This is a genomic window from Iodobacter sp. CM08 (genome assembly GCF_033446605.1).
In the GTDB taxonomy this organism is placed as follows: domain Bacteria; phylum Pseudomonadota; class Gammaproteobacteria; order Burkholderiales; family Chitinibacteraceae; genus Iodobacter.
The window spans coordinates 20,465-45,909 of record NZ_JAWQUO010000031.1 but is presented as its reverse complement, the minus strand read 5'-3'; the positions used below and the strand labels follow the sequence as shown (position 1 = coordinate 45,909).

The window sequence follows — 25,445 nt, the reverse complement described above, 5'->3', positions numbered from 1 at the left end:
TGTTCTCTGTGGTTCAAGATTTGGGTTTTAACAAGGGCACGCTAAGCCTTGTACGTGGTAAAGATCGGAGGCCCTATGATTGAAGATAGCGAGATGCGTGATTTATTTCGCATTGAGAGCAGTGAACACCTGCAGGCGATTGAAGATGGCTTACTAAAAATTGAGAAAAACCCTGACAACCTAGCCTTATTAGAAGAGCTATTTCGCGAGGCGCATAGCCTGAAAGGTGCTTCGCGCATGCTGGAGCTGTACGATATAGAGCGGATTTTCCATCGTTTTGAAGATATCTTAGGTAAAGCTCGAACCGGCACATTGCGCATAGCGGTTGAAACCATAGATGGCATGTGCAAATCACTGGATGCCATCCGTAAATTAGTCGATGAAGCGGTTAATGGCGGCATTGCCGATGTGGATGTCACCGAAGTACTGGCTTCACTGCAAATACCCGACGACACAGCGCCCCCTTCTTCGCAGCCCATTACACCCGCACCCATCAAAGCCTGCGAACCTATTCCACCAGAGCTCATCACCGCCGTGGACAATCAGCTTACTGCTGCTCCAGCAGACGAGACCGCATCGCCAGCCGAAGTGCTCCCCATACAGCAAGTAGATGAGCTATTTGATGTCAGCAAAGCCATTCTCAGCAGTAAAGCCAATACCGAGCAGTTTGTAATTGAAACCATCCGTGTGGAAACCCGTAAGCTAGATATGCTGATGACCCATGCCGGTGAGCTGACAGTGGCCAAAATCCGCATCGCTAGGCGGCATACAGAGCTAGAAGAGCTGCAGGAAAAATGGGAGCAAATCTACTTAAGCATGAAGAGCTCCGAACCAAAAAAACCGCATTTACTCACAATGCTGGATCAGTACTCGGGCCATTTAGAAAACCTAGTCAGTGCCGCTTGCGAAGACAGCGCAAGGCTAAATTTTGTAAGCGGCGAGTTAGAAGAAGGCATACGCACCATACGGCTACTGCCGCTTTCCACCATTTTTAATTTATTCGGGCTCATGGTCAGAAAGCTCGCCCGTGAGCGGGACAAAGAAGTAGAGCTGCATATTGAAGGCGGCGATATCACCGCAGATAAACGTATTTTGGAGGAAATGAAAGACCCACTGATGCATATTCTCAGAAACGCAATTGATCATGGCTTAGAGCTACCTGCTGAGCGCATCGCCAAAGGCAAACCCGCTGCAGGCCACATTCGGCTGAAAGCTTATCAATCATCTGCCAATATTGTGATCGAGATCGAAGACGATGGCCGCGGCTTAGATTTGCAAGCCATCAGAAACTCGGCCGCCAAAACGCATTTATGGCGCAACGAAGAGCTGGCCGCCATGAATGATGAGCAGGTTATGGGGCTGATTTTTATGCCGGGTTTCTCTACCAGCAGCTTTGTTTCCGATGTGTCTGGGCGGGGCGTTGGCATGGATGTGGTGCGTGCCAATGTAGAAAAACTCAAAGGCTTGGTTAGCGTCTCCTCTGTGCCTGGCCGCTCGTGCACGATTAATATCAGGCTGCCATTAACACTATCCACTTCACGTGTGCTAATCGTGCTGGCTAATGCCATAAAATATGCCGTGCCGGTTGAATATGTTTTGAAATCCTATCCCTTAGCTAAAAAAGAGCTGTTCACCGTTGAAGGACATCTGGCCACCATGTTTGAAGGTAAAGCGGTGGCCGTAGCCAAATTGCTGGACTTACTCCGTTTCAAACGCAATGATTTTGTGCCGCTAGCGCCTGAAGGGCAAAAAGCCGAAGAGTCATCCCCCTGCATTATTATGGAAGCGGGTGGTGAGCGCTTTGGCCTGATCGTCGATGAATTACTTGATGAACAAGAAATCGTTTTGAAATCACAAAGCGCCCTGCTAAAACATATCAGCGATTTATCCGGCGTCACCATTTTAGGCACGGGTGAAGTATGCATGGTGCTCAACCCGCCTGATTTTGTGACTAAATTAAAACATCAAGCCAACCAAACCGTCGCTACCAGCAAGCAAGAAACCGAACATAAAAAACAACTGATATTACTGGTTGAAGACAGCCTAACCACCCGTGCCCAAATGAAGCGGATTTTGGAATCAGGCAATTATGAGGTAGTTATGGCCGTTGATGGTGTAGACGCTTACAGCAAGCTGGATACGCGTCCCTTTGATGCCATTGTGAGCGATATCAATATGCCCAATATGGATGGCTTAACGCTGGTGCAAAAAGTAAGAAGCCATAAAAAGCATACCGAGCTGCCTATTGTGCTAGTGACCATGCTTTCCACTGAAGAAGATAAAAAACGCGGCATGGAAGCCGGTGCCAATGCCTATATATCTAAAGCCGCTTTCGAGCAAAAACTATTGCTCGATACCCTCAAAAGACTGGTGTGAAATGCAGGCAGCCAAAACGCGCGTATTGTTAGTCGATGACTCCCCCATCGCCATCCGTATTCTGATAAAAATACTGGCGCAGGCCGCAGATATTGAAGTCATCGGCAGCGCCAGCGATGGCAAGCAAGCTTTAAAAATGATAGCCAGCCTTAACCCCGCCGTAGTCTGCACCGATTTTCATATGCCAGGAATGGATGGCTTAGAGCTGATACAAAACATCATGACGCATCATCCTCGCCCTATCCTAGTCATCAGCGTATCGGCGCAGCCAGGCTCAGCTAATGTGTTTAAACTACTCGAAGCCGGAGCTTTAGATATTGTCACCAAGCCTAAGCTAGAGCAGGAAGGCATCTATGGTGAAATAGCCCGCGAACTCATCAGCAAAATCCGCATTCTGGCTGGCGTTCATGTTTTTCGGCGCAAAGCGCCAGGCCAGCTCCTGCCCACCGCTAGCACCTCGGCGCAAAACGATAATCGCCTATTAATTATTGGCTCATCCACCGGCGGCCCGCAGGCCTTGCTCACTATTTTGTCGCAACTGCCTGCAGATTTTCCCCTGCCCATCGTTTGCATTCAGCATATCAGCGATGGCTTTTTGCATAACCTGATCTCGTGGCTGGGGGAAAAATGCGCCTTAAACTGCCAGATTGCGCAGGCAGGAACCGCCCCAGTGGCGGGCAATGTTTATTTTCCACAGGAAAGAATGCAGCTAGAGTTTGATGCTTATGGTCATTTTTTAATCCGCAGCAACACCCCTAATAAGGGGCATTGCCCCTCAGTCAGCACTACAATGCAATCAGCAGCTGAGCAGTTTGGTGACAAACAGATCGCAGTTTTACTGACAGGAATGGGCGATGATGGGGCGGATGGTATGTTAGCAATTAGTAAGGCTGGGGGAACCACCATTGCCCAGAGTGAAAGCAGCTGCGTAGTTTTTGGCATGCCTAAACAAGCAATCGCGCTAGGAGCGGCCAAACGGATACTGGCCTTAGATGATATTGCCCCGCACTTAACCGGCCTGTGCTGCCGTGAAGCTAGGAGCACCGCAAAATGAGCGCATTGGATAACGGCCCAGTCACTTCAGTGTTAATTGTTGAAGACAGCGCCATTCAAGCCACCATGCTGAAACGGATTTTGCTGGCGGAAGGCTACCAAGTCTTGCTGGCAAAAAATGGCAGTGAAGGATTAGAAATAACACGCAATCAGCAGCCAGATATTGTAATCAGCGATATCAACATGCCCAATATGAATGGCTTTGAGCTATGCCATCAAATAAAACAAAACCCCATCCTACAAGATATTCCAGTTATTTTGCTTACTTCATTAACTGATGTAAAAGACGTGATTAAAGGGCTAGATTGCCAAGCTGATAATTTCATGACCAAGCCTTATGACACTGGCGATTTACTGCTACGAATTAAATACATGTTGCTTAGTCGGGATATGTATAAAAACTATGAAGAAGCTGAAGGTGTACCGGTATTTTTCTCTGGCGAAAAATACTCAATAAAATCAGATAAGCAACATATTCTAAGCTTATTGCTGTCTATTTATGAAACAGCAGTACAGAACAATAATAAACTTTTAGAAATGCAGGAGCATATCCGCGCAGCAAACGAGATACTGGAGCAAAAAGTCGCGACAAGAACCATTGAATTATCTAAAAAAGTAGCAGAACAACAAGAAGCGGAAAAAAAAATACTCAGGCTTAATATGGAATTAGAGAGCCGAGTAGAAGAGCGTACTGCACAGTTAAAACTAAGCTATGACGATTTAGAAAAAGCCCGTGATGCGGCAGAACAGGCCACCAAGGCTAAAAGTGAATTTCTTGCCTCAATGAGCCATGAAATACGCACCCCAATGAATGCAATTATCGGCCTTTCGCATTTGGCGCAAAAAACAGATTTAACTGAAAAACAAAGAGACTATATTAACAAAGTGCAAGGTGCTGGCAAGCATTTACTAGGCATTATCAATGATATTTTAGATTTTTCTAAAATAGAAGCTGGAAAATTAGACATAGAAAACGTTGATTTCTCATTAGAAAAAGTCATGGATAATGTTGCAAACCTGATTAGTGAAAAAGCCGTTGCCCGAGGTTTAGAATTAGTTTTTGATATTGACCGTGATTTGCCAAAAAACTTAATTGGCGACCCCACCCGCCTTGGCCAGGCGCTCATCAATTATGCCAATAATGCGGTTAAATTTACCGAACAGGGTGTTATCAAAGTTATTATTAAAGTAAAAGAAAAAACAGAGCATGATGTCTTTGTTTACTTTGCGGTAAAAGACACTGGCATTGGGCTAAGCAAGGAGCAAATCGGTAAATTATTTCAGTCTTTTCAACAGGCTGATTCCAGCACCACGCGCAAATATGGCGGCACTGGATTAGGGCTAGTTATTGCCAAAAAATTAGCCGAATTAATGCAAGGTGATGTAGGTGTAGAAAGCGAGCCAGGCAAAGGCAGTACATTCTGGTTTACTGCCCGCTTAGGTATTGCAAAAAACACCACCGCCTTTTTAACCCCAAAGCCTGATTTGCGTGGCCGCAATATCTTGGTGGTTGATGATATAGAAAGCGCCCGTGAGGTCATGCACGATTTATTAGCCAGCATGTCATTTAAAGCCACCGCGGTCGATTCAGGCCAAGCCGCATTAGCCGCCATCCGCCAGCAAAATGCGCAACACACACCCTTTGATGTGGTGCTTGTCGACTGGAAAATGCCAGAAATGGACGGTCTTACAACGGCGCAGCACATTTTTGCCATGAATTTATCCCCACCGCCCAAAGTCGTGATGGTGACGGCTTATGACGGTGGCGATCTGCAACCCCAAGCTCAGGCCATTGGTATTAAAAATATTTTAGTTAAGCCGGTGCAGGCTTCGCAATTATTTGACATGGTGATTCGGGTATTAAGCGATAGCGCAGAAAAAATGGATTGCTATCAGCCTGCAGCAGAAAAACACCCGCAGGATCTGTTTAAAGGGAAACGTATTTTACTAGTAGAAGATAATGAGTTAAATCAGCAGGTTGCCAGTGAAATATTATCTGCTGCCGGCATCGTGGTGGCGATTGCCGATCACGGCGAAATGGCTTTAACTATGGCGCAGGCAGCTATTTACGATGTCATTCTGATGGATATGCAAATGCCCGTTATGGATGGCATCACTGCAACCCGCGAAATCAGAAAAATTGAGCGGCTAAGCCGTATTCCCATTCTGGCCATGACCGCAAATGCCATGCAAAGCGACCGAGATAATTGCACCGCAGCGGGGATGAATGATTTCATCACCAAGCCCATAGACCCTGACACACTTTGGCAGGTATTACAAAAATGGTGCACCCCTGCCACCGCAGGCCCAGCTGCAGCTCCGCCCCCCGTTGCTGCCTTGCCCAAACCTATTCCAACCAAGCTGCCATCCCATATTGAAGGCCTGAATGTTGAAGAAGGTTTACGCCTGTGCATGGGGAAACAAGATCTTTATTTGTCTATTCTGCGCAAATACACCATTGCACAAAAATCAACCGCCGAAGAAATAAGCGAGGCACTTAAACAAGATGACTGGGCCACTGCCGAGCGCTTAGCGCATACCTTAAAAAGCACATCAAGCTATGCAGGTGCTGATTTTGTGCAGGAGCTTGCCGCCATGCTAGAAAACGCCCTCAAAAACCATACCAATAGACAAGATATAGATAATCTAATCAACACGCTGGGCGTTATTTTGGCGATGTTAATTCAAGAGCTAGAAGTACAACTCGAGATTTAAACCGCAGGCTACCTTGCTTGGCTGGATATCCATCATCATTATTTGGCGGCCAGATTCCGCGGGCCGCCATTACCTTACTTCACCAACACCTGCCCCATCATGCCTTGCCCTTCGTGCTCCAAAATATGGCAGTGAAACATGCGCAAACCTTTGTGCTGCTGCGTCACTAAGATACGGGCGCTTTGCTGGGGTAGCAGATTAAAAGTATCTATCAAAGCACGCCACGGCGCGGGGCTGGTTTTGCCTTTGAGCGTACTATCTATCATTTCAAACTGCATGCCGTGCAGATGAAATGGGTGATCCATATGCGAATCGTTAAAGATCTCCCATAACTCGGTATCCCCTAATCGGCTGACAAGATCGACCCGCTGCATATCGTAGCTTTTGCCATTTACCAAAAACTGCATGGCATGCTGGCCGCCTTCCATGCTCATGGTTTCGCTAAAAACCACCCGCTTTTTAGCCACGGGAATGCGCTTGGGTGGCAAGCTGCGTAAGCGCTCTGGCAGTTTGACGCTGCTGCCTTGGGTGAATTGAATGGTGGCCAGCGTAATGTCTTGCTCAGGCGCAACTGCACCCATTTTATGCCGCTCGTAAGCCATGGCCATTAAACTGATTTCACCTTCCACCCCTGCCACAAGCCATTCTGCACGCGACCCTGGTGCTAGCAATAGCTCATCTAGCTGCTGGGCTTTTTCCAACAAACCGCCATCTGAACCCAGTAGAATGATTTTTCTGCTAGGTATAGCTAGGCGCAGATAACGAGCGCTGCAGGCATTCCAAATGCGCCAACGCTGCGCCTCGCCCACTTTAATCAATGGCTGGCGTTGGCCATTGACCAGCACAAACTGCCCTTCTCGGCCATTCATCCAGTCATTCATGCTGTTGTCTGGAATGCTGCCATCGGCAGCGAGTTTTAGATCAGAGATCACCAAATGCTGCTCGGGCAGATGCGCCAGCACATCGTTTTTAGCCCGCACAATAAATAGCCCAGCTAAGCCACGATAAACTTGCTCCGCCGTATCGCCATGCGGGTGCGGGTGATACCAATACGTGCCTGCGCAGCCCTTAGGCAGCGTAAACCGATACAGCCGTTCGCCCCCTACCGGCACCGCATCTTGCGGGTTGCCATCTTGATCAGATGGCACCGGCAAGCCGTGCCAGTGCACCGTGGTGGGCTGAGCTAACTTATTAATAAAGCGAATCTCTACGCTATCGCCCTCAAAAGCCTCAATCAGCGGGCCAGGGATATGCTGGTTATACGCCCATATCGTGGTCTTTTTACCTGGCAGCAGCTCTACTTCATAAGGCTCTGCCGTGAGTGTTGCGGCCACCACACCCTTTTTGGAGCTGAGATTAGGCAAGCGATATAAAGCAGCATGGGGCTGGCCAGCTGGCAGCGCATCGGCGGCCAGCAGCGGTAGATTATCTGCCGCTATTTTCAAAGGCATACTCGGCATTTGGCTATGCGCGCCATGCTGCATGGCAGCCCAAATAGGCTTTGATATCAACGCAAAGCCTGCTGATACAAGGCTTGCGTGTAAAAAATGTCTGCGATCCATATCAACAGCCTCTATTCAATCGAAAAAAGTTTAGGTTCTGCCGACTGGCCCAGCTCATAAATCTTTAAGCTACCTTTGATTTCTGGCCCCATTCCAGGCGAATTTTGCGGCATGCCAGGCGCGCTAATACCGGCAATTTGCGGTTTTTCTTTGAGTAATTTATGAATCGCCGGCACCGGCACATGGCCTTCTACCGTGTATTGGCCGATGCGTGTGGTATGGCAGCTGGCCAACTGTGCCGAGCCATATTGCTTTTTAAGGCTAGACATATCCGTGCTATTAACTGCTTTTACTTTAAAACCATTTTTTTCAAGATACTTCACGTACTCCTCGCAGCAGCCACAATGAGGATCTTTATAAAGGGTGGCATTGATCGCCGCGAAGGCCGGTTGGGAAAGTAGCAACACTAAAAATAATTTTTTCATGATTAAATCTCTTATAAAACAGCAAGCTACAGACGTGCAGCAGCCCGTTTTAAATAAGCACAAGGCGTTGCTTCCAAATCAAACAGCCATTTAGAACGCAACCGTTCAGGCGAGGGTGACCCCAATCCTATCAACTTAAGAGCACTGTTAATCGTTAAACCTTAAACGATCAACGTAGATCTATCTATTGCACGCATTGAAGCATCGTAGGGCGGGTGCAACCCGCGTTTTTTTCAACATCACTCGCGGGTTTCACCCGCCCTACGAATGGCATATCGCTTAAGTTGATAGGATTGAGGGCGACCCGCCCTACAAAACATCTCGTGTATAAGGAAGAAACTAGGACGAAGCAACCGCACCGAAAGTAGGTGGCTTATAAGGAGATTCAAGAGGAGGGTCAGGCAAAAAATAGACGAGCGCAGCGCTGAAAGCTGGCTGGGTAAGCGTAAAAGCAGCCGTAGAAACCGCATTTGGCAAGGCTGGATAATGGCTAATACATGTTTGCAAGCAGTCTGCCATATCCAGCATGGCAGAGTCCATCTGACACGTTTCATGAGACTCAGCCATGTGGCAAGGCGTGCTAGCGGCAGACGCAAGCCAGCCTGCCGTATTCAACGACAGTACTGACACTAGCAATAAGAAAAGCCACACTTTTTTCATCCCTTGATTGTAGCACTGCAAGCAAAAACGGGGCATTTGAAAAATTACACATAACTTAAAAGTGGTTTTACACTCACTTAATCACTGATATTTTGAATGTACAGATAGCCACTATCGCTCCCTCAATCATTTAGGCAATGCTTGTATGCTTCTCTATGGCAGTACCGACTCTGGCCATTCTTATAAAATCCGCTCATTCCTTTTGCTTACGGCCACCCCGCATCGCTATCAATGGATTGATCTCAGCCTAGCTCGGCAGCAACGGCCCGCCGCGTTTATTGCGGCCAGCCCCTTTGGCGAAGTGCCTGTTTTAGTGCATCAAGGTAAGGTGCTCTGCCAATCCAATGCGATTCTAAGTTGCCTTGCCCAGCAAAGTGGCCAGTTCACGGGGGGCAAAGAGCAACAAGCGGCGCTGGAATGGCTAGCTTGGGAGGCCAACCGCATCGGCTTTAGCGTGCCCAACTACCGCTTTGCCCTACACTGGTCACCCCAAGCCCCCGAGGTTATGGCCTATTTACATGCACGGCTACTGGCCGATCTGGCAACGCTAGAAGACCAACTAGCTGGCAGAGATTTTTTACTGGCATCAGAGCCAAGCATTGCAGATATTAGCTGCTCGGCCTATTTATTTTGGCTTGATCAAATCAGTATTGTAGAAACAGACTGGCCCAATATTAAGCGCTGGCTTAGCGCAATACGCCAACTCCCACACTGGCAGAGCCCTAATATTGCAATGCAAGGCATTTAATAATAAACAGCGGTGTGGATAATACATAAAGGCCATCATTTAATTAAATGATGGCCTTTTTAATACCGCTTTGCGGCAATACGCCAAACCGCAAATTATTTAACTAACTTGTGGCGGCGAGTAGCAAGCAAGCCCAATAAACCTAAGCCCATTAAGGCATATGTTTCTGGCTCTGGAACAGGCACAGCTGGCACAATACTAAAAGAGCCAGCACCAATATAACCATTTTTTGTGCTGGTCTTAAATTGTAGAAAATGCGTGCCAGTTAGATTCGCCAAAGTCAGGCTATTTTCATAGTTTTTTTGATTGGTGAATGAATCAAGCTTTACACCGTCTAACCATATACTCACAGATGCAAGCGCTGTTGGCTTATGGGCGGTATTGTATGCGTTTTGCACAACAGACCAAGTCAAATAACCTTGATTTAATACTGGCCCAAAATTAATAGAAAAATCAAAATTATTTGCTTTTGTTACTTTAAAACCATCCGTTGCAACGCCTTCTTCAAAAGTGACATCCGTAGCAGGTGCAGAAAAAGCTGTTGTGCACGCCATAAACATGGCACCTACCATAAGTGTTTTTAATATATTCATTTATTACTACCCCTAGAATTTTTTATAAAGTGACAAACAATATTTCACTTCTGCTTACACAAGCATTTACAACAAAGCACAAGCGAACAATCCATATATTAGTTAATCAAACTCTACAAAACAAACAGGCATCTCTTATTTAGCAAATATTTTTTACTATCGCATTTAAGTAAATCATTATTATTTAAATACTAGATAACTAGATAATTAATTAACTTTTTAATTATCCATTAATAATACCTAATACTACCTTTCCTAAATTACGACTTTCTGTAATGTATTGGTGGGCTTCGGCCACTTTTTCCCAATCAAAAACACAATCAATTGTTATTTTTAAATCGCCAATGGCGATTAAAGGTAGCAATTTCTCACGCAGCGCCGCTGCTAATTCCGCCTTTATGGTCAAAGGCTGTGCCCTAAGGGTGGAGCCGGTAATACGCTGGCGCTTCATCAGCAGTAAGCCAAGATTTGCTTCAGCACTCATGCCGCGTAATAAGCCAATCAACACAATCTGCCCATCCATATTCAAGCAAGCTTGATTTTTAGCGAGATAATCACCACCTACTCCATCCAAAATCAAATCCACACCACCGGCTTCTTTGACGATGACGGCAAAATCATCCCGTTGGTAATCCACCACTAGATCAGCCCCAAGCTGGCGGCAGAATTCACCTTTCAAAGCACCGCCTGCCGTGGTGGCAACCCAAGCGCCCAAATGCTTAGCCAACTGAATGCCTGCCGCCCCTACGCCACTGGCCCCTGCATGAATCAGCACCCGCTGGCCTGCTTTTAGGCCACCAATTTTGACCAAATTAAACCATGCGGTCATCCATGCTTCAGGCAGGCTGGCTGCATCAGTAAAAGACAGCCCTGCAGGTATTTTCATGGCAAGGCTAGTTTCTAAAAGGCAATATTCTGCATAAGCGCCCCCGCCCACTAAGCCAAATACCTGGTCCCCTAGGGCAAAATCATCAACGCCCTCACCCACAGCACTCACCACACCCGCTGCTTCTAAACCCAAGATAGGTGAATCACCTGCTGGGGGCGGGTAACGCCCTGCAGCTTGGGCTAAATCTGCCCGATTAATCCCCGCAGCATAAACTTGAATCAATAACTGCCCAGCCTGCACTTGGGGCTGCTCAGCTTGGCCTAAAGAAAGTAATGATTTGGTCTGGATCACTGCACGCATAGATAGCCACCTAAATGATGTAAACAAAATATTGAATCAGCCCATACTGTCACAATGCATTACACAAGCCAAAGAAAAAAGCCCTATATTTGCTGTCAAAAAACTTACTCCATCAGGTTTTAAGCGCTTTGCTGGCAACAGTTTTCCTGATTATGTCTCTTACTCAAACCAAGCCATCTAAGTACTTGTGCAAAAGTTTTATGGCAAGGCGTCGAAGCCGCAGGCAGTACAGTTAGTACGACAAGGCAAGACAACGATGCAAGAAAACTTTTGCCTATCTACTTATTGCATGTAGGCCAATATGCTGCGCCCTGTTCAGCTAGGGCGCAGCAAGCAGTGCTTGCCCCTACATTTTGTTTGTAGACGCCGCTGTAAAAAGCAAATTGAAGAGCAGAAACATCATCAGCTAGATTGATTTTTCATCCCCAAACGGCACAAAAAAAGCTTCGCCAATATTTACAAGTTGCTTCATTTACATTGCTGCCCAGTGTAAGCACATGCTAAAAACTGTCCTCTTCTAAAAAAATCACTCTGCATACAGCGGTGATCAAGGCCTAAAGCCTTTCGATTTGCACTGACGATATCGCGGCGCTTAGCCACTGATTTTTATCGAAACGGGTCGTAAAACATCATTACGTCCTCAGCCAGTGCAATCTCCATATGCGATTTTTTAATCGTTAGGGCGCGTTAAGTTTTACTGCATACATGCAGCAAAACCAGCCTAAGTAAGGCAACCCTCAATTCTTAAGTTGTCACTCTCATCATTGCGAGCGGTTTTGACCGCTCTACAAGAAGGAGTATGCACATGTCTGTGTACCTAAAACGTGGTGGATTCGTCGTCTTTTTGGCGGCAATTTTCGCCATCATTCAATCGCATCCAGCTTGGCTAAAAACTTATCAGAGCGATCTAATTTACCTAGGGCAGCAGCATCTGCGCTTAGTTGCTTATTCGATGTTTCTTGCTCTGATTGTTGGGCTACCTGCGGGGGTCATCCTCAGCCGCAGCTGGGCCAAGCGCTTTGCCGAGCCAATTCTGCAAATCTTTAACGTCGGCAATACCCTGCCCCCACTTGCCGTACTGGCACTGGCCATGGTGCTGGTTGGCATTGGCGATCAGCCCGCCGTTATCGCCCTTTTCTTAGCCTCGCTGCTGCCCATTGTTCGTAACACGTATACCGGCCTGTGTGGCGTATCACCTGCCTTACTGGAAGCCGCCCGTGGCCTAGGTATGACGCCAAGACAAAGCCTGTATTTTGTTGAGCTACCTAATGCCGCCCCCGTTATTTTGGTTGGAGTACGTATGGCAATGGTGATCAATGTGGGTACTGTGCCACTCACCTTCTTGATTGGAGCCAGTAGTTATGGCGAGCTGATTTTCCCCGGCATTTTCTTAAATAATCAGACCCAGCTTCTGGTTGGCGCAGGGGCAACCGCCATTGTGGCCTTGGCGCTTGATCAAGCCATTGCGGGCCTTGGACGCGTCTTTGCCAAACGAGCTGCAAACTAAAAGGAAACTGCCATGAAACGACTTATCATCAGCATCGGCCTTATTCTAGCGGCTAATTTTGCCAGCGCAGCACCGATTCGCTTAGGTAGCAAAGACTTTACCGAGCAGCATTTACTCTCTGCAATGACGCGCCTCTACCTTACTGAAAAGGGCTTTGAAGTCACCACCACCACCGATCTGCCCAGCATCATTATGCGTGGCGCACTGGTGAATAAGCAGCTGGATATGGTTTGGGATTACACCGGTACCGCGCTGATTGTGTATCACAAGCTTAGCGAAGTGAACCCAGAGCAAAGCTATGCCAAGGTAAAAGAGCTGGACGTTAAAAATGGCTTGATCTGGCTAAAACCAGCCGCTTTAAACAATACCTACGCTTTTGCGATGCAGCGTAAACGTGCAGAAGAGCTAGGCATCACCAATATGTCGGAGATGGTTCAAGCGTTTAATCAGCATAAAGAATGGAAACTGGGGCTAGATATTGAGTTTGCCGGCCGCCCTGATGGCTTAAAGCCAATGCAGGAAAAATACCAACTTAAGTTAGACCGTCCGCAAATGAAGCAAATGAATTCCGGTCTTGTTTACAACGCCATTCGTGATGGCTTTACAGAAGTAGGGCTGGTTTACTCAACAGATGGCCGAGTAAAAGGGTTTGATCTGCTGGTTGTGGCAGACGATCTGCATTTTTTCCCCAGCTACGCCGCCACACCTGTCGTTGAAAAAAGCGTGCTGGACGCCCACCCCGGCCTTGAAGAAGCAATGAATACGCTTTCTGCCCTGCTCAATAACGAAACCATCATCACCTTGAACGCAAAAGTTGATATTGAACACCAGCGTGTTGACGACGTAGCAAGCCAGTTCCTGATGGATCAGGGCCTGATCAAAGGAAAATAATATGGAAATCTTTCATTACGCTTGGGAAAACAGCAGCTTTATTCTAGGGCTTACTCGCGAACACATGATGCTGGTCTCGATCGCCGTTGGCCTTGCCATCGTACTAGGCGTGCCCATTGGTGTGTTGATTGTGCGGCTGCCCGCGCTCGCCCCTTGGGTGCTGGGCCTTGCCACCGTGATTTTAACCACCCCATCGATTGCGCTATTTGGCCTAATGATCCCGCTTTTCTCGCTGATTAATCAAGGGATTGGCTATGTTCCGGCTATTTCGGCGGTGTTTTTATACTCACTACTGCCCATTATCCGCAATACCCATACCGCCTTGCAGCAGATCGATCCAGGCATTCGCGAATCATGCAAAGGCCTAGGCATGAGCTTTTTTCAGCGCCTGTGCTGGGTAGAGCTACCGCTGGCCGTGCCCCTGATTTTTGGCGGAATTCGCACCGCCGTGGTGATGAATATTGGGGTGATGGCGATTGCCAGCACCATCGGCGCAGGCGGCCTTGGCCTGTTGATTTTGCATGGCATTAGTCAGAGTGACATCCGCCAACTTATCGTCGGCGCAGTGATGATCAGCCTACTCGCCATTGTGATGGATCTCATCCTTAACTGCATCCAGCACTACCTCACTCCTAAAGGTATCCGCTCATGATTAAGCTCGAAAACCTCAGCAAGACTTTCACCCAAAAAAATGGCCAGAGCATGCAAGCGGTCAATGATGTGAACCTGCATGTAGAAGAAGGCAAAATTTGCGTGCTGCTCGGGCCGTCAGGCTGCGGCAAAACCACCACGCTAAAAATGGTTAACCGCCTGATTACACCCACTTCTGGCCGCATCCTCATTAATGGGCAAGATACCCAAGAAATGGACGTGGTCGCGCTGCGCCGCCAAATTGGTTATGTGATTCAGCAGATTGGTCTGTTCCCGAACATGACCATCGAAGAAAACATCTGCATCGTGCCGCGTCTTTTAGGCTGGGATAAAAAGAAAAGCCGTGAGCGTGCGCGTGAACTCATGGATATGGTGGCACTCGATCCTAAGCGCTTTTTAAGCCGCTATCCGCGCGAAATGTCTGGCGGACAGCAGCAGCGTATTGGGGTGATTCGTGCCTTAGCCGCCGATGCACCGGTCTTATTAATGGACGAACCTTTTGGCGCGGTCGATCCCATTAACCGTGAATCCATCCAAAACGAATTTCTGCTAATGCAGCGTAAACTCAATAAAACCGTGCTGATGGTTAGCCACGATATCGATGAAGCCATCAAATTGGGTGACAGCATCGCCATCTTTAGGCAGGGTAAAATTGTGCAGCACACCAGCCCAGATCAGCTGCTGGCAGCCCCTAAGGATGAGTTTGTTGGCTCCTTTGTAGGGCAGGATCGCACTTTAAAACGCCTGCTGCTGATTAACGCTGGCCAAGTGTGTGATGGGCAAACCACCATCACAGCCAAACCAAGCACCGAGCTGAAAGAAGCATTTAATTTGATGGATGATAATGATCAGCGTTTTCTGACCATTGTGGACGAGGCTGGTAAGCCATTAGGTTATGTGACGCGTAAAGAGGCGCGTAATGCAGAAGGAGTATGTGCGGATAAGGTGCATGCTTTTGAAGCAACGGCTCAAGCCAGCGATAATTTACGTGTGATCTTATCTAAGCTCTATGAACACAATCTAGTTTGGATGCCGATTGTGGACGACGAAAACAGCTATCAAGGTGAAATCTCGCAAGACGATATCGCCCGCCACCTCAGCAGCCCAGCAATCGCCTAGCCTATAGCGGCCTGCTAGGCTTACGTCACAACAGCCAAAGCCTGATAGGCTGCTAACCACAAAACCCCCAAGCCGTCGCTTAATCCTTACGGCACTGGGGTTTTTTTAAAATAAATACAATTGGTAAGCATTATCATTCATGATAAGGTAGAGGCATTGTGAATGCCTAAAGAAGTTTGCCCTCATGAGCCAAGAAGCCACACCTAAAAAAACCCCACGTAGATTGCAAGTCCTAAACAGTGTGCAACTGACCCCTCATCTGCAACGCCTCACCTTGGGCGGCCCAGAATTAGAACACTTTCCTAGTGGCAGCAATGGGGCACATATCAAGCTGCTGTTACCGCAGCAAGGGCAAGCACTCACGCTACCTACGGCAGGGCCTAAAGGTTTGATCTGGCCAGCGGCGCAAGATAGGCCTTTAGTGCGCACCTATAGTATTCGGCAATTTAATGAAGAACGTAAAGAGCTCACCGTTGATTTTGTGATTCATGATGAATATGGCCCCGCCTCTTTTTGGGCCAAGCACGCACAGATTGGCGATGAAGTAGGCCTTGGTGGCCCTGGTGGCCCTGCACTCTTTAATCCAGATGCCGAGTATTTTTTACTGGCAGGTGATTTATCCGCCCTGCCGCTAATTGCTGCAGTGCTAGAAATGCTGCCAAACAGCGCTATTGGCCATGCCTTTATCGAAATTCCATCTGAACAAGACCAGCAAATGCTGCAGCATCCGGCAGGCATCAAGTTGACTTGGTTAATCAGCCCCACGCCTAGCTTGCGACTTCCCCAAGCCGTTTTAGCTTTGCCTTGGCCAGAGCAAATGGTGTCCGCCACCGTGGCAGGCGAAGCAAATGCCGTGGTATCGATCCGTAATTACCTACGCCTAGAAAAAAAACTAGCCGTCAGTCATTGCTATGCCGTGCCCTACTGGAAAAACCTACACAGCGAAGAGGCCTATCACGAAGAGCGCCATCGCACCATGGATGAAGTGCTTACCCCCGCTTAAGCCCCTCCCTTATTTGCAAGCGCAGCATTGGCCCACTCTTAACAAGCGATGACCTCACTATGAATAAAAAATATCTTTTGGCTGGCACTGGATTAGTACTGGCTATCTTGGCTGCATTCAGCTTCAGCCCAAAACAAGCGGTAGAGAGCCAAGCCGTGGCCCCAGTAGCTATGCACACCGTTACCGATGCAATGGGGCGCAAAGTAAGCCTGCCGCTTAAGCCACAAAGAATTATTGCTTTAGGAGAGTTTGATTTAGACGCGCTGCTCGCCCTTGGCATTGAGCCCGTAGGCACTAGCAATGGTCGAGGCCAACAAACAGCACCCAATTATTTGCAAACCCTTGCTGCCAAGGTACCCAGCGTAGGTGCATTTGCCCAGCCCACCATGGATAAAGTGATTGCGGCCCAGCCAGACCTCATCATCACCAGCACCATTAATGATGAACAAATTTTGAACCAGCTGCAAAAAATCGCCCCAACCGTGGTTTCAATCAAAAATGGCACCGAATGGAAAGCTGCCTTTAGCCAATTTGCCAGCTATTTAAACCGCGATGCGGAAGCCAAGGCCTTTTTAAAGCAATACCAAGAGCGTGCGGATCAACTTCAAGGCAAGCTAGCCGCCCATCAAAATGAAACGGTTAGCATTGTGCGCTGGAATCCTAAAGGCCCTGGCTATATGTTCAAGGACGCTTTTGCGAGCTTAGTGATCCGCGATTTACAACTCGCCCGGCCCAAAAGCCAAATGCAGCCAGGTGTAGCGCACTCTCACCCATTAAGCCTTGAAGCCTTGGATCAGATTGATGCCGATTGGTTATTTTTAGGCACGCTTTCTCCTGAAGGCGAAGCCGCTAATATGCTCAAAACGGTTAAAAATTCCCCTGCGTTTGCTCAGCTCAATGCGGTTAAACAAAACCATGTTGTGGTAATTGACGGCTCCTTATGGACCAGCGCGGGTGGCCCGCTTGCTGCGCTGGCTATTTTGAACGACGTAGAAAAATCTTTGCTTAGCCCCAAAGCATCTCTTGCCAAGCTTTAGCCACTTGAGCAATCCCCTCAAGCCATCAAAGGCCATAGGCATTCGCTAAGGAAACGCTGATTTATTCAGTTTCGCCATTCCCGCACAGACGGTAATCCAGTATTTACGCTGGATTACCGATCAAAACATTCGGGGATGACAATTTAATCAGAGGCTTGCTCAGCCGTGAGTCATAACCCAACATTTGGGTTTAAAGAGAATAAAAACACCAAGAAAACGGCTGAATTTAATACTCACTTTTCTCTGTGAAACTTCGTGCTCTCTGTGTTCTCTGTGTTCTCTGTGGTTCAAGATTTGGGTTTTAGTGTACGTAACATCAGAAGGAAGTTTTTTGTGTTGGTTTCTGCCCCCACTCTTGCGCAGCTACTGCGCTGGATGCTCTTATTAACGGCTTTACTACTTTGCCTTGCTTTTTTATCTTTACTGATTGGTTCAGGCCATTTAGGCATGAAAGAAAGCTTGGCCTATTTAACTGGCGATAGCCAAGCCCGTGCTAATGAACAATTAAGCATGGTAATTCAAAGCTTGCGCGCGCCGCGCACCTTAGCCGCCATTATGGTGGGGGCCTGTTTAGGCAGTGCAGGGGTACTATTGCAAACCGCAACCCGCAATCCACTGGCAGAAAGTGGCTTACTTGGCGTGAATGCTGGGGCCGCACTGGGCGTGGTCATTGGGATTAGCTTTGCCAATGCGCAAGACGGCTACGCCTATTTGCTCTGGGCTTTTGGCGGGGCGCTCTTCGGCAATGGCTTAGTGCTGTTGGTGGCCAGCCGTGCCAGTGCACTAAAGCTGGTACTGGCAGGCGTGGCCATCAGCGCTACCTTTCAAGGCTTAAGCTCGTATTTATTGCTGAGCAATATTTCGTCTTTCGATCAATACCGCTTCTGGATATTAGGTTCACTCTCTGGAGTGAGCCTTAGCATGACTCTGCAATTACTGCCGATCAGTGTCTTTGCGCTGCTGCTGGCTTTAATTATGGCAAGGCCCTTATCCGCACTCTTACTTGGCGATGATAGCGCCCGTGCGCTAGGCCACAATCCCACCTTAACCCGCAGCATTATCGCCCTTACGGTAACACTGATGAGCGGCGTAGCCGTTGCCTTAGCGGGGCCGCTGGTGTTTTTAGGCATTGTTGCCCCCTATGCGGCACGCAATATTGTAGGGCCACGGATTGCTAGCCAAATCTTACTTGCAGCGCTGATTGGTGCTTTGGTCTTACTCAGCGCCGACATCTTGGCACGCTTAGTAATTCGCCCCTTTGACTCCCCTGTTGGGGTGATCTTAGCTTTTATCGGCGCACCATTTTTAATCTTGCTAGTGCGTTCTAACAAAGTCAGCACAATATGATCAATACGCCTCAAACCCATCACGACAGCACGGTGGTTCGCTACCAAGGTTTTTCCTTGCTGCTATCGCACAGCGCCATTTTTAGCACCATCGTCATCAGCTTAATTTTGCTACTCGCCGTGATCGCCTCTTTGGCACTTGGCTCTACTTTTATTCCGCTGAATGCGGCCCTGCCCGCTATTTTTGGCCAAGGCAGTCATAGCACGCTGTTGCTAGTGCAAGAAATCCGCTTACCGCGTATTTTTGCTGGCTTGATTACCGGAGCCGCCCTTGGCACAGCAGGCTGCTTAATCCAAACCATGGCGCGTAATCGCTTAGCTTCCCCTGATTTATTAGGCATTAACAATGGTGCAACGCTGGCGATTATTCTAGGGCTGATTGTTGGCAATATCTTAGGCAGCTGGTGGCTTGCCCTGATAGGAGCGGCAGGCTGTGCGCTGCTGATTTTTATGCTAGCTGGCCGATGGGGCCGCCAAGGTTATCGCGTATTGGTAATTGGCCTTGCCATTGCCGTGATGCTGCGCTCAGTGATTGAGCTGCTTATGTCTACCGTTAGCTTACAACACGCCAGCACGCTATATACATGGAGCCTTGGTAGCCTAGTTGGCAGAGGCTATAGCGCATCGCTGCCAGCAGCTTTGGGCCTAACGCTGCTCTTGCCTACCGCACTCTTGCTCAGCCGCCGCCTTGCCCTATTACGCTTTGAAGAAGGCTTAGCCGCCAGCCTTGGCTTGAATGTGAGCAAAACACAGCTCTTTATTATGCTGCTCACCATTGGCCTAGCGGGTTTGGGTGTCACCATTGGCGGCCCTATTGGCTTTATTGCCTTGGCCGCGCCCATCATCGCCAGCCGCTTTGCCGATCCCGCCCATATTCCTATTTTTAGATCTGCCCTGATCGGCGCAATCGTGATTATCTGTGCCGATACACTAGGACGCATCACCAGTAGCCACGCTGAAGTGCCAGTAGGGGTGATTACCAGCATCTTGGGTGGGCCGTTTTTACTATGGGTTTTGTTGTCAAAACAATAAAAAAGAGAATTTAAGATGCGTCTGATGGTTGAAAATATTCAGGTGAGCTATGAGCAGCACGTAGCCGTAGATGGTGTAAGTTTAAGCGTAGCCGCAGGTCAGCTGGCGGTGATTGTTGGGCCTAATGGCTGCGGAAAATCCACATTACTACGCAGTATTGCCCGCTTACAAAAACCACAAAGCGGCCAAATTTTGGTGGATGGGCAAAATGTTTGGCAACTCTCCCCACGCAAAGCGGCACACGCCATTGCCCTGCTACCACAAAGCCCAATTGCCCCTGAGGGCATCAGCGTGACTGATTTAGTACGCTATGGCCGCCACCCTCATCAAGGCTTATTACGCCAGTGGTCAGCTCGTGATGAAGAAGTAGTTAACGCCGCCCTACTAAGTACCGACATCCATGATCTAGCCCAGCGTCGCCTAGAGCATTTATCTGGTGGACAACGTCAGCGCTGCTGGCTAGCCATGATTTTAGCGCAAGAAGCACCGCTGGTACTGCTGGATGAGCCGATTAGCATGTTGGATTTGGGCCACCAAGTAGAAGTGCTATCACTGGTAAAAGCGCTCACCCAAACAGGGGTAACGGTGGTCATGGTGCTGCATGATTTAATCGCCGCAGCCCGCTACGCTGATGTGTTAGTTGCGATGAAAAACGGCAAAATTATTGCCAATGGCCCACCGCGCGAGATCGTCAGCACCGAGCTGGTGCACACACTTTACGGTGTACACGCTGATATTTTGCAAGCGCCCAGCGATGGCAGTCCCGTCATTGTGCCAACGGCACGTGCCAGCCCACCAGCCAATGCAAGCAAAAAGAAAGTTTCAGAACAGAGTGCGCACTAAAAAAACAAGCTAAGGCGGGAGATTCAGCCGCTTTAGCAATCAATCCAAAGTAACTAAAATGTAACAAATTCTTTAAAAACAGCAAACTAGAGCATAAACCAGCCTAAAAAATGACAAATTTGCACGTTTTTAACAAAAAACCAAACAAAGTGTTGACAGCCTTAGAAAATACAGCAACAATCCATTCACTAATTTGATTGAGCATAACCTTGTAAAGCGAATATTTTTGATTCGCAATGTGTTTGTAGCAGTACTATCCAGCAAGCCTACTCAGCTTTTCTGCAAGTTCTCCCCGAACCAGGTGCTCTTCTTTTGGTGCTTAGCCATTCAACTTTGAATGGCCAATTACTAGGAGCCATCATGGCACAATTTGATTTTATCGTAGAAGCTCGTCCGTCCACCCGTCACACCGGTATGGAAGGTTGGTATCAAATCGTCGTTTGTCACGGCAAGCAAAAAAAACCAGTTACAGACTGGCAAGCTGCCCCACAAGCTAACGACAATAAATTGCACAGCGTTTTAAATAGCGCCGCAGCTTTAGCCAAACAACAGATCCAAGTGCAATTTCATTAATTATTTGAATAGCACCATCTAATGGGAATGCCAAAAAGTCTATCTTTCTAAATAAGACAAGGCGCGTGTTAAAAAATCGACGCTACATATGTTTAATATGTAAGGAATTTTTTAATACACAACGCAATATTATGGCGAAAAATAGATTTTTATAGACTCCCTAATCGTAAAAAAGCCCACCGCTGCGTGGGCTTTTGTTTATCTGCAATATCTAATCACACGCGCATGGTAGAATCTCACCTTAATTGTTTTTCTGCCTACCCATGCCCTATCTAGCGCTCGACACCTCTACCGAACATCTCTCCCTAGCCATTAGCACCCAGCAAGGCATCGTTACCCGTAACTGGCCTGCGGGGCAAAAGCATGCCGAGATGATTCTTCCTTGCTTAGCTGCGCTGCTTGAAGAGTGCCAACTTACAATGGAAGATATTCAAGGCATCGCCTTTGGCAATGGCCCTGGCTCATTCACTGGCTTACGCATTGCCGCGGGTATCACCCAGGGCTTAGCCTTTGCACGTGGCATTCCGGTGTTAGGCGTTTCAACCCTAGCCGCCCTTGCGGCTGGCTGCGATGCAGATCAAGTCTATGCCTGCCTTGATGCACGAATGAACCAAGTCTACTGCGCTGCCTATCGCAAACAAGATGGCGTATGGCTAGAGGAGATCGCTCCCTGTTTATGCGATCCAGACGCCATCCCCGTACCGAGTGGGGATAACTGGCTGGCAGCAGGTAGCGGCTTTGCGATGTATGGCGATGCACTTAAAAACAGCCTAGGAACACGCATCAGCAGCATCGATGCCACGCGTTTTCCCCTTGCCAAAGACATCCTAGCCTTAGCCCTGCCTGACTTTGTAGCGGGCAAAGGCTTGGCTGCGCATGAAGCGGAGCTAGTGTATTTACGCAACAAAGTCGCGCTCAAAACCCATGAGCGGATAAGCAAATGAAACAAGTACGCCAATTAGATGAGCGTGATATCCAAGCGCTGATGCAGCTAGACGCAGCCACCAATTCGCATCCTTGGGTAGATAGCCATTGGCAACACTCGCTAAAAGCCGATATTTGCCTAGGTATAGAGGATGAAAACGGGCTCGCCGCCTTTGCCGTTGCCATGAAAATGGTCGATGAGGCCGAGCTACTTTTAATCGCCGTTAGGCCAGCTTTGCAAGGTCAAGGGCTCGGACAAAACATCTTTAACGCCCTTGTCAAAAAACTACATGGCGCGGGTGCACAAAGTTTATTTCTAGAAGTGCGACAATCCAACCACCGCGCGCGGGATTTTTACGAAAATGCCGGTTTTGCAGAAACTGGCATTCGCCCCGCTTATTACCCCGCAGCCAGCGGCTCTGGCCGTGAAGATGCTTTGATTTTTGCCATGATGATGGATACGCATTGATGAATCGTCGGGCGCTGATACTAGATGAATTAGGCTTAAGCCCTGTATGGGTACGTAAGGAGATCTTGGCCGAACTACAAGCCAAGCCCGTTGAGCCTGTGCATGTTGCCGTAGCATCAAATTCACCTGCGCCTCGGCCACAAGGCTTTTCACCCGTGGCGGTAGCGGCCCATCAAGCCCTTGCCCCGCTGGTTAGTAGCCCAGCTAAGTTCACCCCGCCACCAGCCCAAATCTTGCCTGCCAATGACCCCGTTGAGGACGAACGCTCTCTACGTATTGCCCGCATGAATTGGGAAGAGCTCAATGCCGCCGTTAGCACTTGTACCGCTTGCCCACTTTGCGAGGCAAGGCAAAAAACCGGCGGGCAAACGGTATTTGGCAGCGGCCCAATGCAAGCCAATATTATGGTGATTGGTGAAGCACCTGACGCGGATGAAGAAACCCAACAAACGCCATTTTTGGGCGATGCAGGCAAGCTGCTCAACAATATGCTGGCCACGATTGGTGAAGATGAGCAGGTATATAAAGCCAATATTCTAAAATGCCGCCCCCCCAATAAGCGCAACCCACAAGCTGCCGAAGTATTACAATGTGCCCCCTTTTTAAAGCGCCAAATCGAGCTTATTCAACCCAAAACGCTGCTACTGACTGGGCGCTTTGCCATGAAAACGCTGCTTGAATCAGATGAGCCAGTCAGCGTATTACGTGAAAAGCTACAGCAATACAAGCAGATTCCGCTAGTAGTCAGCTACAACCCAAGCTACCTTCTACGTAACTTACCCGACAAATCACGCGCATGGCATGACATATTACGATTAAAGGCCGCACTAAAAAATAGCCGTCACTAAACCGATTATCTTGTCGCACCACAACAAAATAAAATGGAATTCGCCTGCCTTAAAAATTAAGGTCTAGACTGAATCAATCATCACTATCTAGACCGCCATGCAAAATTCATATCACTTGGGGCGACAACCCATTTTAAACCGCCAACAAGAGTTGGTTGCTTACGAATTACTCTTTAGAAACAGCAGTCAACGCAATGAAGCTATTGTTCCTGACGATTTTTTAGCCACCCTTGATGTAATTCAGCATGCATTTAGTACCCTAGGCACCAGCAGCGTACTGGGTGATAAACTCGGCTTTATTAATGTGAGTGCTGATTTACTATTATCAGATGTTCTAGAGTTACTCCCCCCGCAGCAAGTTGTGTTAGAAATATTAGAAACAGTCGAGATTACCCCGCTTATTGTTGAGCGCTGCATTGCCCTTAAAAAGAAGGGCTTTAAACTGGCTCTCGACGATGTAATTCATTTAGATGATGCTCAACGCGCCCTATTGCCGCAGATCAGTTTTGTAAAGCTAGAAGTGCTAGGGATGGCAAAAGCACAAATGAATGTGCTGATTAACGAGCTACGTGCCTATCCTTTACAAATTTTGGCAGAAAAAGTCGACAATCCAGATCAACATCTTTTATGTATGAAATTAGGCTTTGATCTTTTCCAAGGCTATTACTTTGCCAAGCCAACCATTTTATCTGGCAGCAAACCACAGCCTTCTCAAATGGCCTTATTACGTTTACTAGGGTTAATTAATAGCAACGCCGACAATAGCGATATTGAGATGGCTTTCAAGCACTCTCCCGACTTAACCATTAATTTACTTAAGCTAGTTAATTCAGTAGGATCTAGCTCCCCCAAAAAAATAGACAGTATTGCTGCCGCCATTACGGTATTAGGGCGCCGCCAAATGGGGAGATGGATTCATTTACTAGCCTATGTACAACAATCGGGTAAAGCCATAGGCAGTAATCCACTCGTGCAAACAGCCGCAATTCGTGGCAAATTTATGGAGCTACTGTCTTTAAAGCAAAAGCCCCATGACCACAGTTTGGCCGATCAAGCATTTATGGTAGGGATGTTTTCTTTAATCGATGTTTTTTTTAATGCGCCATTGCAAGAATTATTAGAGCCGCTCAATTTAGCCGATGATGTAAAAGATGCGCTAATGGGCAAAAAAAACGCACTGGGCCTTCTTCTTAGCCAAGCTTTATTGGCAGAAGACAGCAACCCAATTAGCAATGCGAATCCACCCTGTGATTTTGAAGCGCTCTTAGCCGCAATGAGCTGGGCCAATGAATTAGGCTGACTTAATTTAAACAAAAAAAACACCGCCCATATCCACTATGCCGGTGCTTTTTTACGCCATCAATTATTGGCTGACGCTTAATATTTTTACTTTCACCTCATGGCCGCCTGGTGCAGGCCAATCAATGCTTTGTCCTACGGATAAACCCAAGAGGGCACTGCCCACTGGCGCGGTAACGGAAACCTTGCCTGTTGAGCCATCAATTTCGTGAGGAAAACATAAAGTCAGCTCAAACTCTTTATTGCTCGGCGTCATTAAAAACCGCGCCGTAGAATGCATCGTCACCACATTATCTGGCATATCGGCTTGCTCTAGCACGGTGGCACGGCCTAATTCTGCCTCTAATGCCGCTGCATCAGGAAAAGCATCCGCTGGTAGTTTATCCAACAAAGCATAAAGACGATCGCAATCTAAAGTCGACACGGTAATCGGGGGCAATGCACTCATCATCAGATCTCCAAACCTATCTGCCATGCAGAAATTAATTCAATAAAGAATAAGACTTGGAAAATAAAAACTAGTTCCCCTTAATGCATAAATCCCCACTTTTCGGCGGGGATTTATAAGTAAGCAATTTATTT

24 protein-coding genes are annotated in these 25,445 nt (G+C 47.9%); 18 read left to right on the top strand and 6 right to left on the bottom strand.

What is annotated here, in order from left to right:
- The first annotated feature begins 75 nt into the window (after positions 1–75).
- Genes R6242_RS16590 through R6242_RS16580 form a run of 3 tightly spaced genes read left to right on the top strand, consistent with a single transcriptional unit; the run spans position 76 to position 6,144 of the window.
- Complete coding sequence (locus R6242_RS16590) at positions 76–2,376, top strand: hybrid sensor histidine kinase/response regulator (RefSeq protein WP_318428863.1); 2,301 nt, start codon at positions 76–78, stop codon at positions 2,374–2,376.
- A gap of 1 nt (position 2,377) precedes the next feature.
- Entirely contained in the window at positions 2,378–3,430 is a 1,053-nt protein-coding gene (cheB, locus tag R6242_RS16585; protein WP_318428861.1) for a chemotaxis-specific protein-glutamate methyltransferase CheB, read from the top strand.
- Entirely contained in the window at positions 3,427–6,144 is a 2,718-nt protein-coding gene (locus R6242_RS16580) for a response regulator (RefSeq protein WP_318428859.1), read from the top strand. The genes cheB and R6242_RS16580 overlap by 4 nt, the downstream gene beginning before the upstream one ends.
- 74 nt (positions 6,145–6,218) lie before the next feature.
- Here the strand turns inward: R6242_RS16580 and R6242_RS16575 are convergent, their stop codons facing one another.
- From R6242_RS16575 to R6242_RS16565, 3 genes are all read right to left on the bottom strand, one after another.
- Positions 6,219–7,706 (bottom strand): multicopper oxidase family protein, encoded by a 1,488-nt coding sequence (locus R6242_RS16575; RefSeq protein WP_318428856.1) that lies wholly within the window; start codon positions 7,704–7,706, stop codon positions 6,219–6,221.
- An 11-nt stretch (positions 7,707–7,717) separates the two neighbouring features.
- Complete coding sequence (locus R6242_RS16570; RefSeq protein WP_318428853.1) at positions 7,718–8,131, bottom strand: DUF411 domain-containing protein; 414 nt, start codon at positions 8,129–8,131, stop codon at positions 7,718–7,720.
- 339 nt (positions 8,132–8,470) lie between these two features.
- Positions 8,471–8,698, bottom strand: a complete 228-nt coding sequence (locus tag R6242_RS16565; protein WP_318428851.1) for a hypothetical protein — start codon at positions 8,696–8,698, stop codon at positions 8,471–8,473.
- 238 nt (positions 8,699–8,936) lie between these two features.
- Here R6242_RS16565 and R6242_RS16560 point away from each other — a divergent pair, with 238 nt between their 5' ends.
- Complete coding sequence (locus R6242_RS16560; RefSeq protein WP_318428848.1) at positions 8,937–9,539, top strand: glutathione S-transferase family protein; 603 nt, start codon at positions 8,937–8,939, stop codon at positions 9,537–9,539.
- 95 nt (positions 9,540–9,634) lie between these two features.
- Here R6242_RS16560 and R6242_RS16555 read toward each other — a convergent pair whose 3' ends face one another.
- Positions 9,635–10,132 (bottom strand): PEP-CTERM sorting domain-containing protein, encoded by a 498-nt coding sequence (locus tag R6242_RS16555; protein ID WP_318428846.1) that lies wholly within the window; start codon positions 10,130–10,132, stop codon positions 9,635–9,637.
- A gap of 223 nt (positions 10,133–10,355) precedes the next feature.
- Complete coding sequence (locus R6242_RS16550) at positions 10,356–11,321, bottom strand: NAD(P)H-quinone oxidoreductase (protein WP_318428844.1); 966 nt, start codon at positions 11,319–11,321, stop codon at positions 10,356–10,358.
- Positions 11,322–12,126: 805 nt separating this feature from the next.
- Between R6242_RS16550 and R6242_RS16545 the strand changes: the two genes are divergently transcribed.
- From R6242_RS16545 to R6242_RS16480, 14 genes are all read left to right on the top strand, one after another.
- Positions 12,127–12,828 carry an ABC transporter permease gene (locus tag R6242_RS16545; protein WP_318428842.1) on the top strand — a complete coding sequence of 234 codons (702 nt, stop codon included), beginning with the start codon at positions 12,127–12,129 and terminating at the stop codon, positions 12,826–12,828.
- A gap of 12 nt (positions 12,829–12,840) precedes the next feature.
- Entirely contained in the window at positions 12,841–13,719 is an 879-nt protein-coding gene (locus tag R6242_RS16540) for a glycine betaine ABC transporter substrate-binding protein (RefSeq protein WP_318428840.1), read from the top strand.
- A 1-nt stretch (position 13,720) separates the two neighbouring features.
- Positions 13,721–14,371, top strand: coding sequence for an ABC transporter permease (locus tag R6242_RS16535; RefSeq protein WP_318428838.1), 651 nt, complete (start codon positions 13,721–13,723; stop codon positions 14,369–14,371).
- The gene (locus R6242_RS16530; RefSeq protein ID WP_293933029.1) at positions 14,368–15,489 is read left to right on the top strand and encodes an ABC transporter ATP-binding protein; all 1,122 of its coding nucleotides are present in this window, start codon (positions 14,368–14,370) and stop codon (positions 15,487–15,489) included. Before R6242_RS16535 ends, R6242_RS16530 begins: the two co-directional genes overlap by 4 nt.
- Before the next feature lie 184 nt (positions 15,490–15,673).
- Positions 15,674–16,492: a siderophore-interacting protein gene (locus R6242_RS16525; protein WP_318428836.1), complete on the top strand. Its 819-nt coding sequence runs from the start codon at positions 15,674–15,676 to the stop codon at positions 16,490–16,492.
- 59 nt (positions 16,493–16,551) lie between these two features.
- Positions 16,552–17,529, top strand: a complete 978-nt coding sequence (locus tag R6242_RS16520) for an ABC transporter substrate-binding protein (RefSeq protein ID WP_318428833.1) — start codon at positions 16,552–16,554, stop codon at positions 17,527–17,529.
- 333 nt (positions 17,530–17,862) lie between these two features.
- On the top strand, positions 17,863–18,876 hold the full coding sequence (locus tag R6242_RS16515; RefSeq protein ID WP_318428831.1) for an iron ABC transporter permease: 1,014 nt from the start codon (positions 17,863–17,865) through the stop codon (positions 18,874–18,876).
- Positions 18,873–19,907: an iron ABC transporter permease gene (locus tag R6242_RS16510; RefSeq protein WP_318428829.1), complete on the top strand. Its 1,035-nt coding sequence runs from the start codon at positions 18,873–18,875 to the stop codon at positions 19,905–19,907. Before R6242_RS16515 ends, R6242_RS16510 begins: the two co-directional genes overlap by 4 nt.
- A gap of 15 nt (positions 19,908–19,922) precedes the next feature.
- On the top strand, positions 19,923–20,750 hold the full coding sequence (locus tag R6242_RS16505) for an ABC transporter ATP-binding protein (RefSeq protein WP_318428827.1): 828 nt from the start codon (positions 19,923–19,925) through the stop codon (positions 20,748–20,750).
- Between the two features lie 360 nt (positions 20,751–21,110).
- Positions 21,111–21,323, top strand: coding sequence for a hypothetical protein (locus tag R6242_RS16500; protein ID WP_293933039.1), 213 nt, complete (start codon positions 21,111–21,113; stop codon positions 21,321–21,323).
- A gap of 263 nt (positions 21,324–21,586) precedes the next feature.
- A complete protein-coding gene (gene tsaB, locus R6242_RS16495) occupies positions 21,587–22,267 on the top strand; it encodes a tRNA (adenosine(37)-N6)-threonylcarbamoyltransferase complex dimerization subunit type 1 TsaB (protein WP_318428823.1) in 681 nt (226 codons plus the stop codon).
- Entirely contained in the window at positions 22,264–22,716 is a 453-nt protein-coding gene (gene rimI, locus R6242_RS16490; protein ID WP_318428821.1) for a ribosomal protein S18-alanine N-acetyltransferase, read from the top strand. Before tsaB ends, rimI begins: the two co-directional genes overlap by 4 nt.
- Positions 22,716–23,564 carry a uracil-DNA glycosylase gene (locus R6242_RS16485; RefSeq protein WP_318428819.1) on the top strand — a complete coding sequence of 283 codons (849 nt, stop codon included), beginning with the start codon at positions 22,716–22,718 and terminating at the stop codon, positions 23,562–23,564. The genes rimI and R6242_RS16485 overlap by 1 nt, the downstream gene beginning before the upstream one ends.
- Before the next feature lie 97 nt (positions 23,565–23,661).
- On the top strand, positions 23,662–24,864 hold the full coding sequence (locus tag R6242_RS16480; RefSeq protein WP_318428816.1) for an EAL and HDOD domain-containing protein: 1,203 nt from the start codon (positions 23,662–23,664) through the stop codon (positions 24,862–24,864).
- 63 nt (positions 24,865–24,927) lie between these two features.
- Here the strand turns inward: R6242_RS16480 and rnk are convergent, their stop codons facing one another.
- Positions 24,928–25,314, bottom strand: coding sequence for a nucleoside diphosphate kinase regulator (gene rnk, locus R6242_RS16475; protein WP_293933047.1), 387 nt, complete (start codon positions 25,312–25,314; stop codon positions 24,928–24,930).
- Positions 25,315–25,445: the final 131 nt, after the last annotated feature.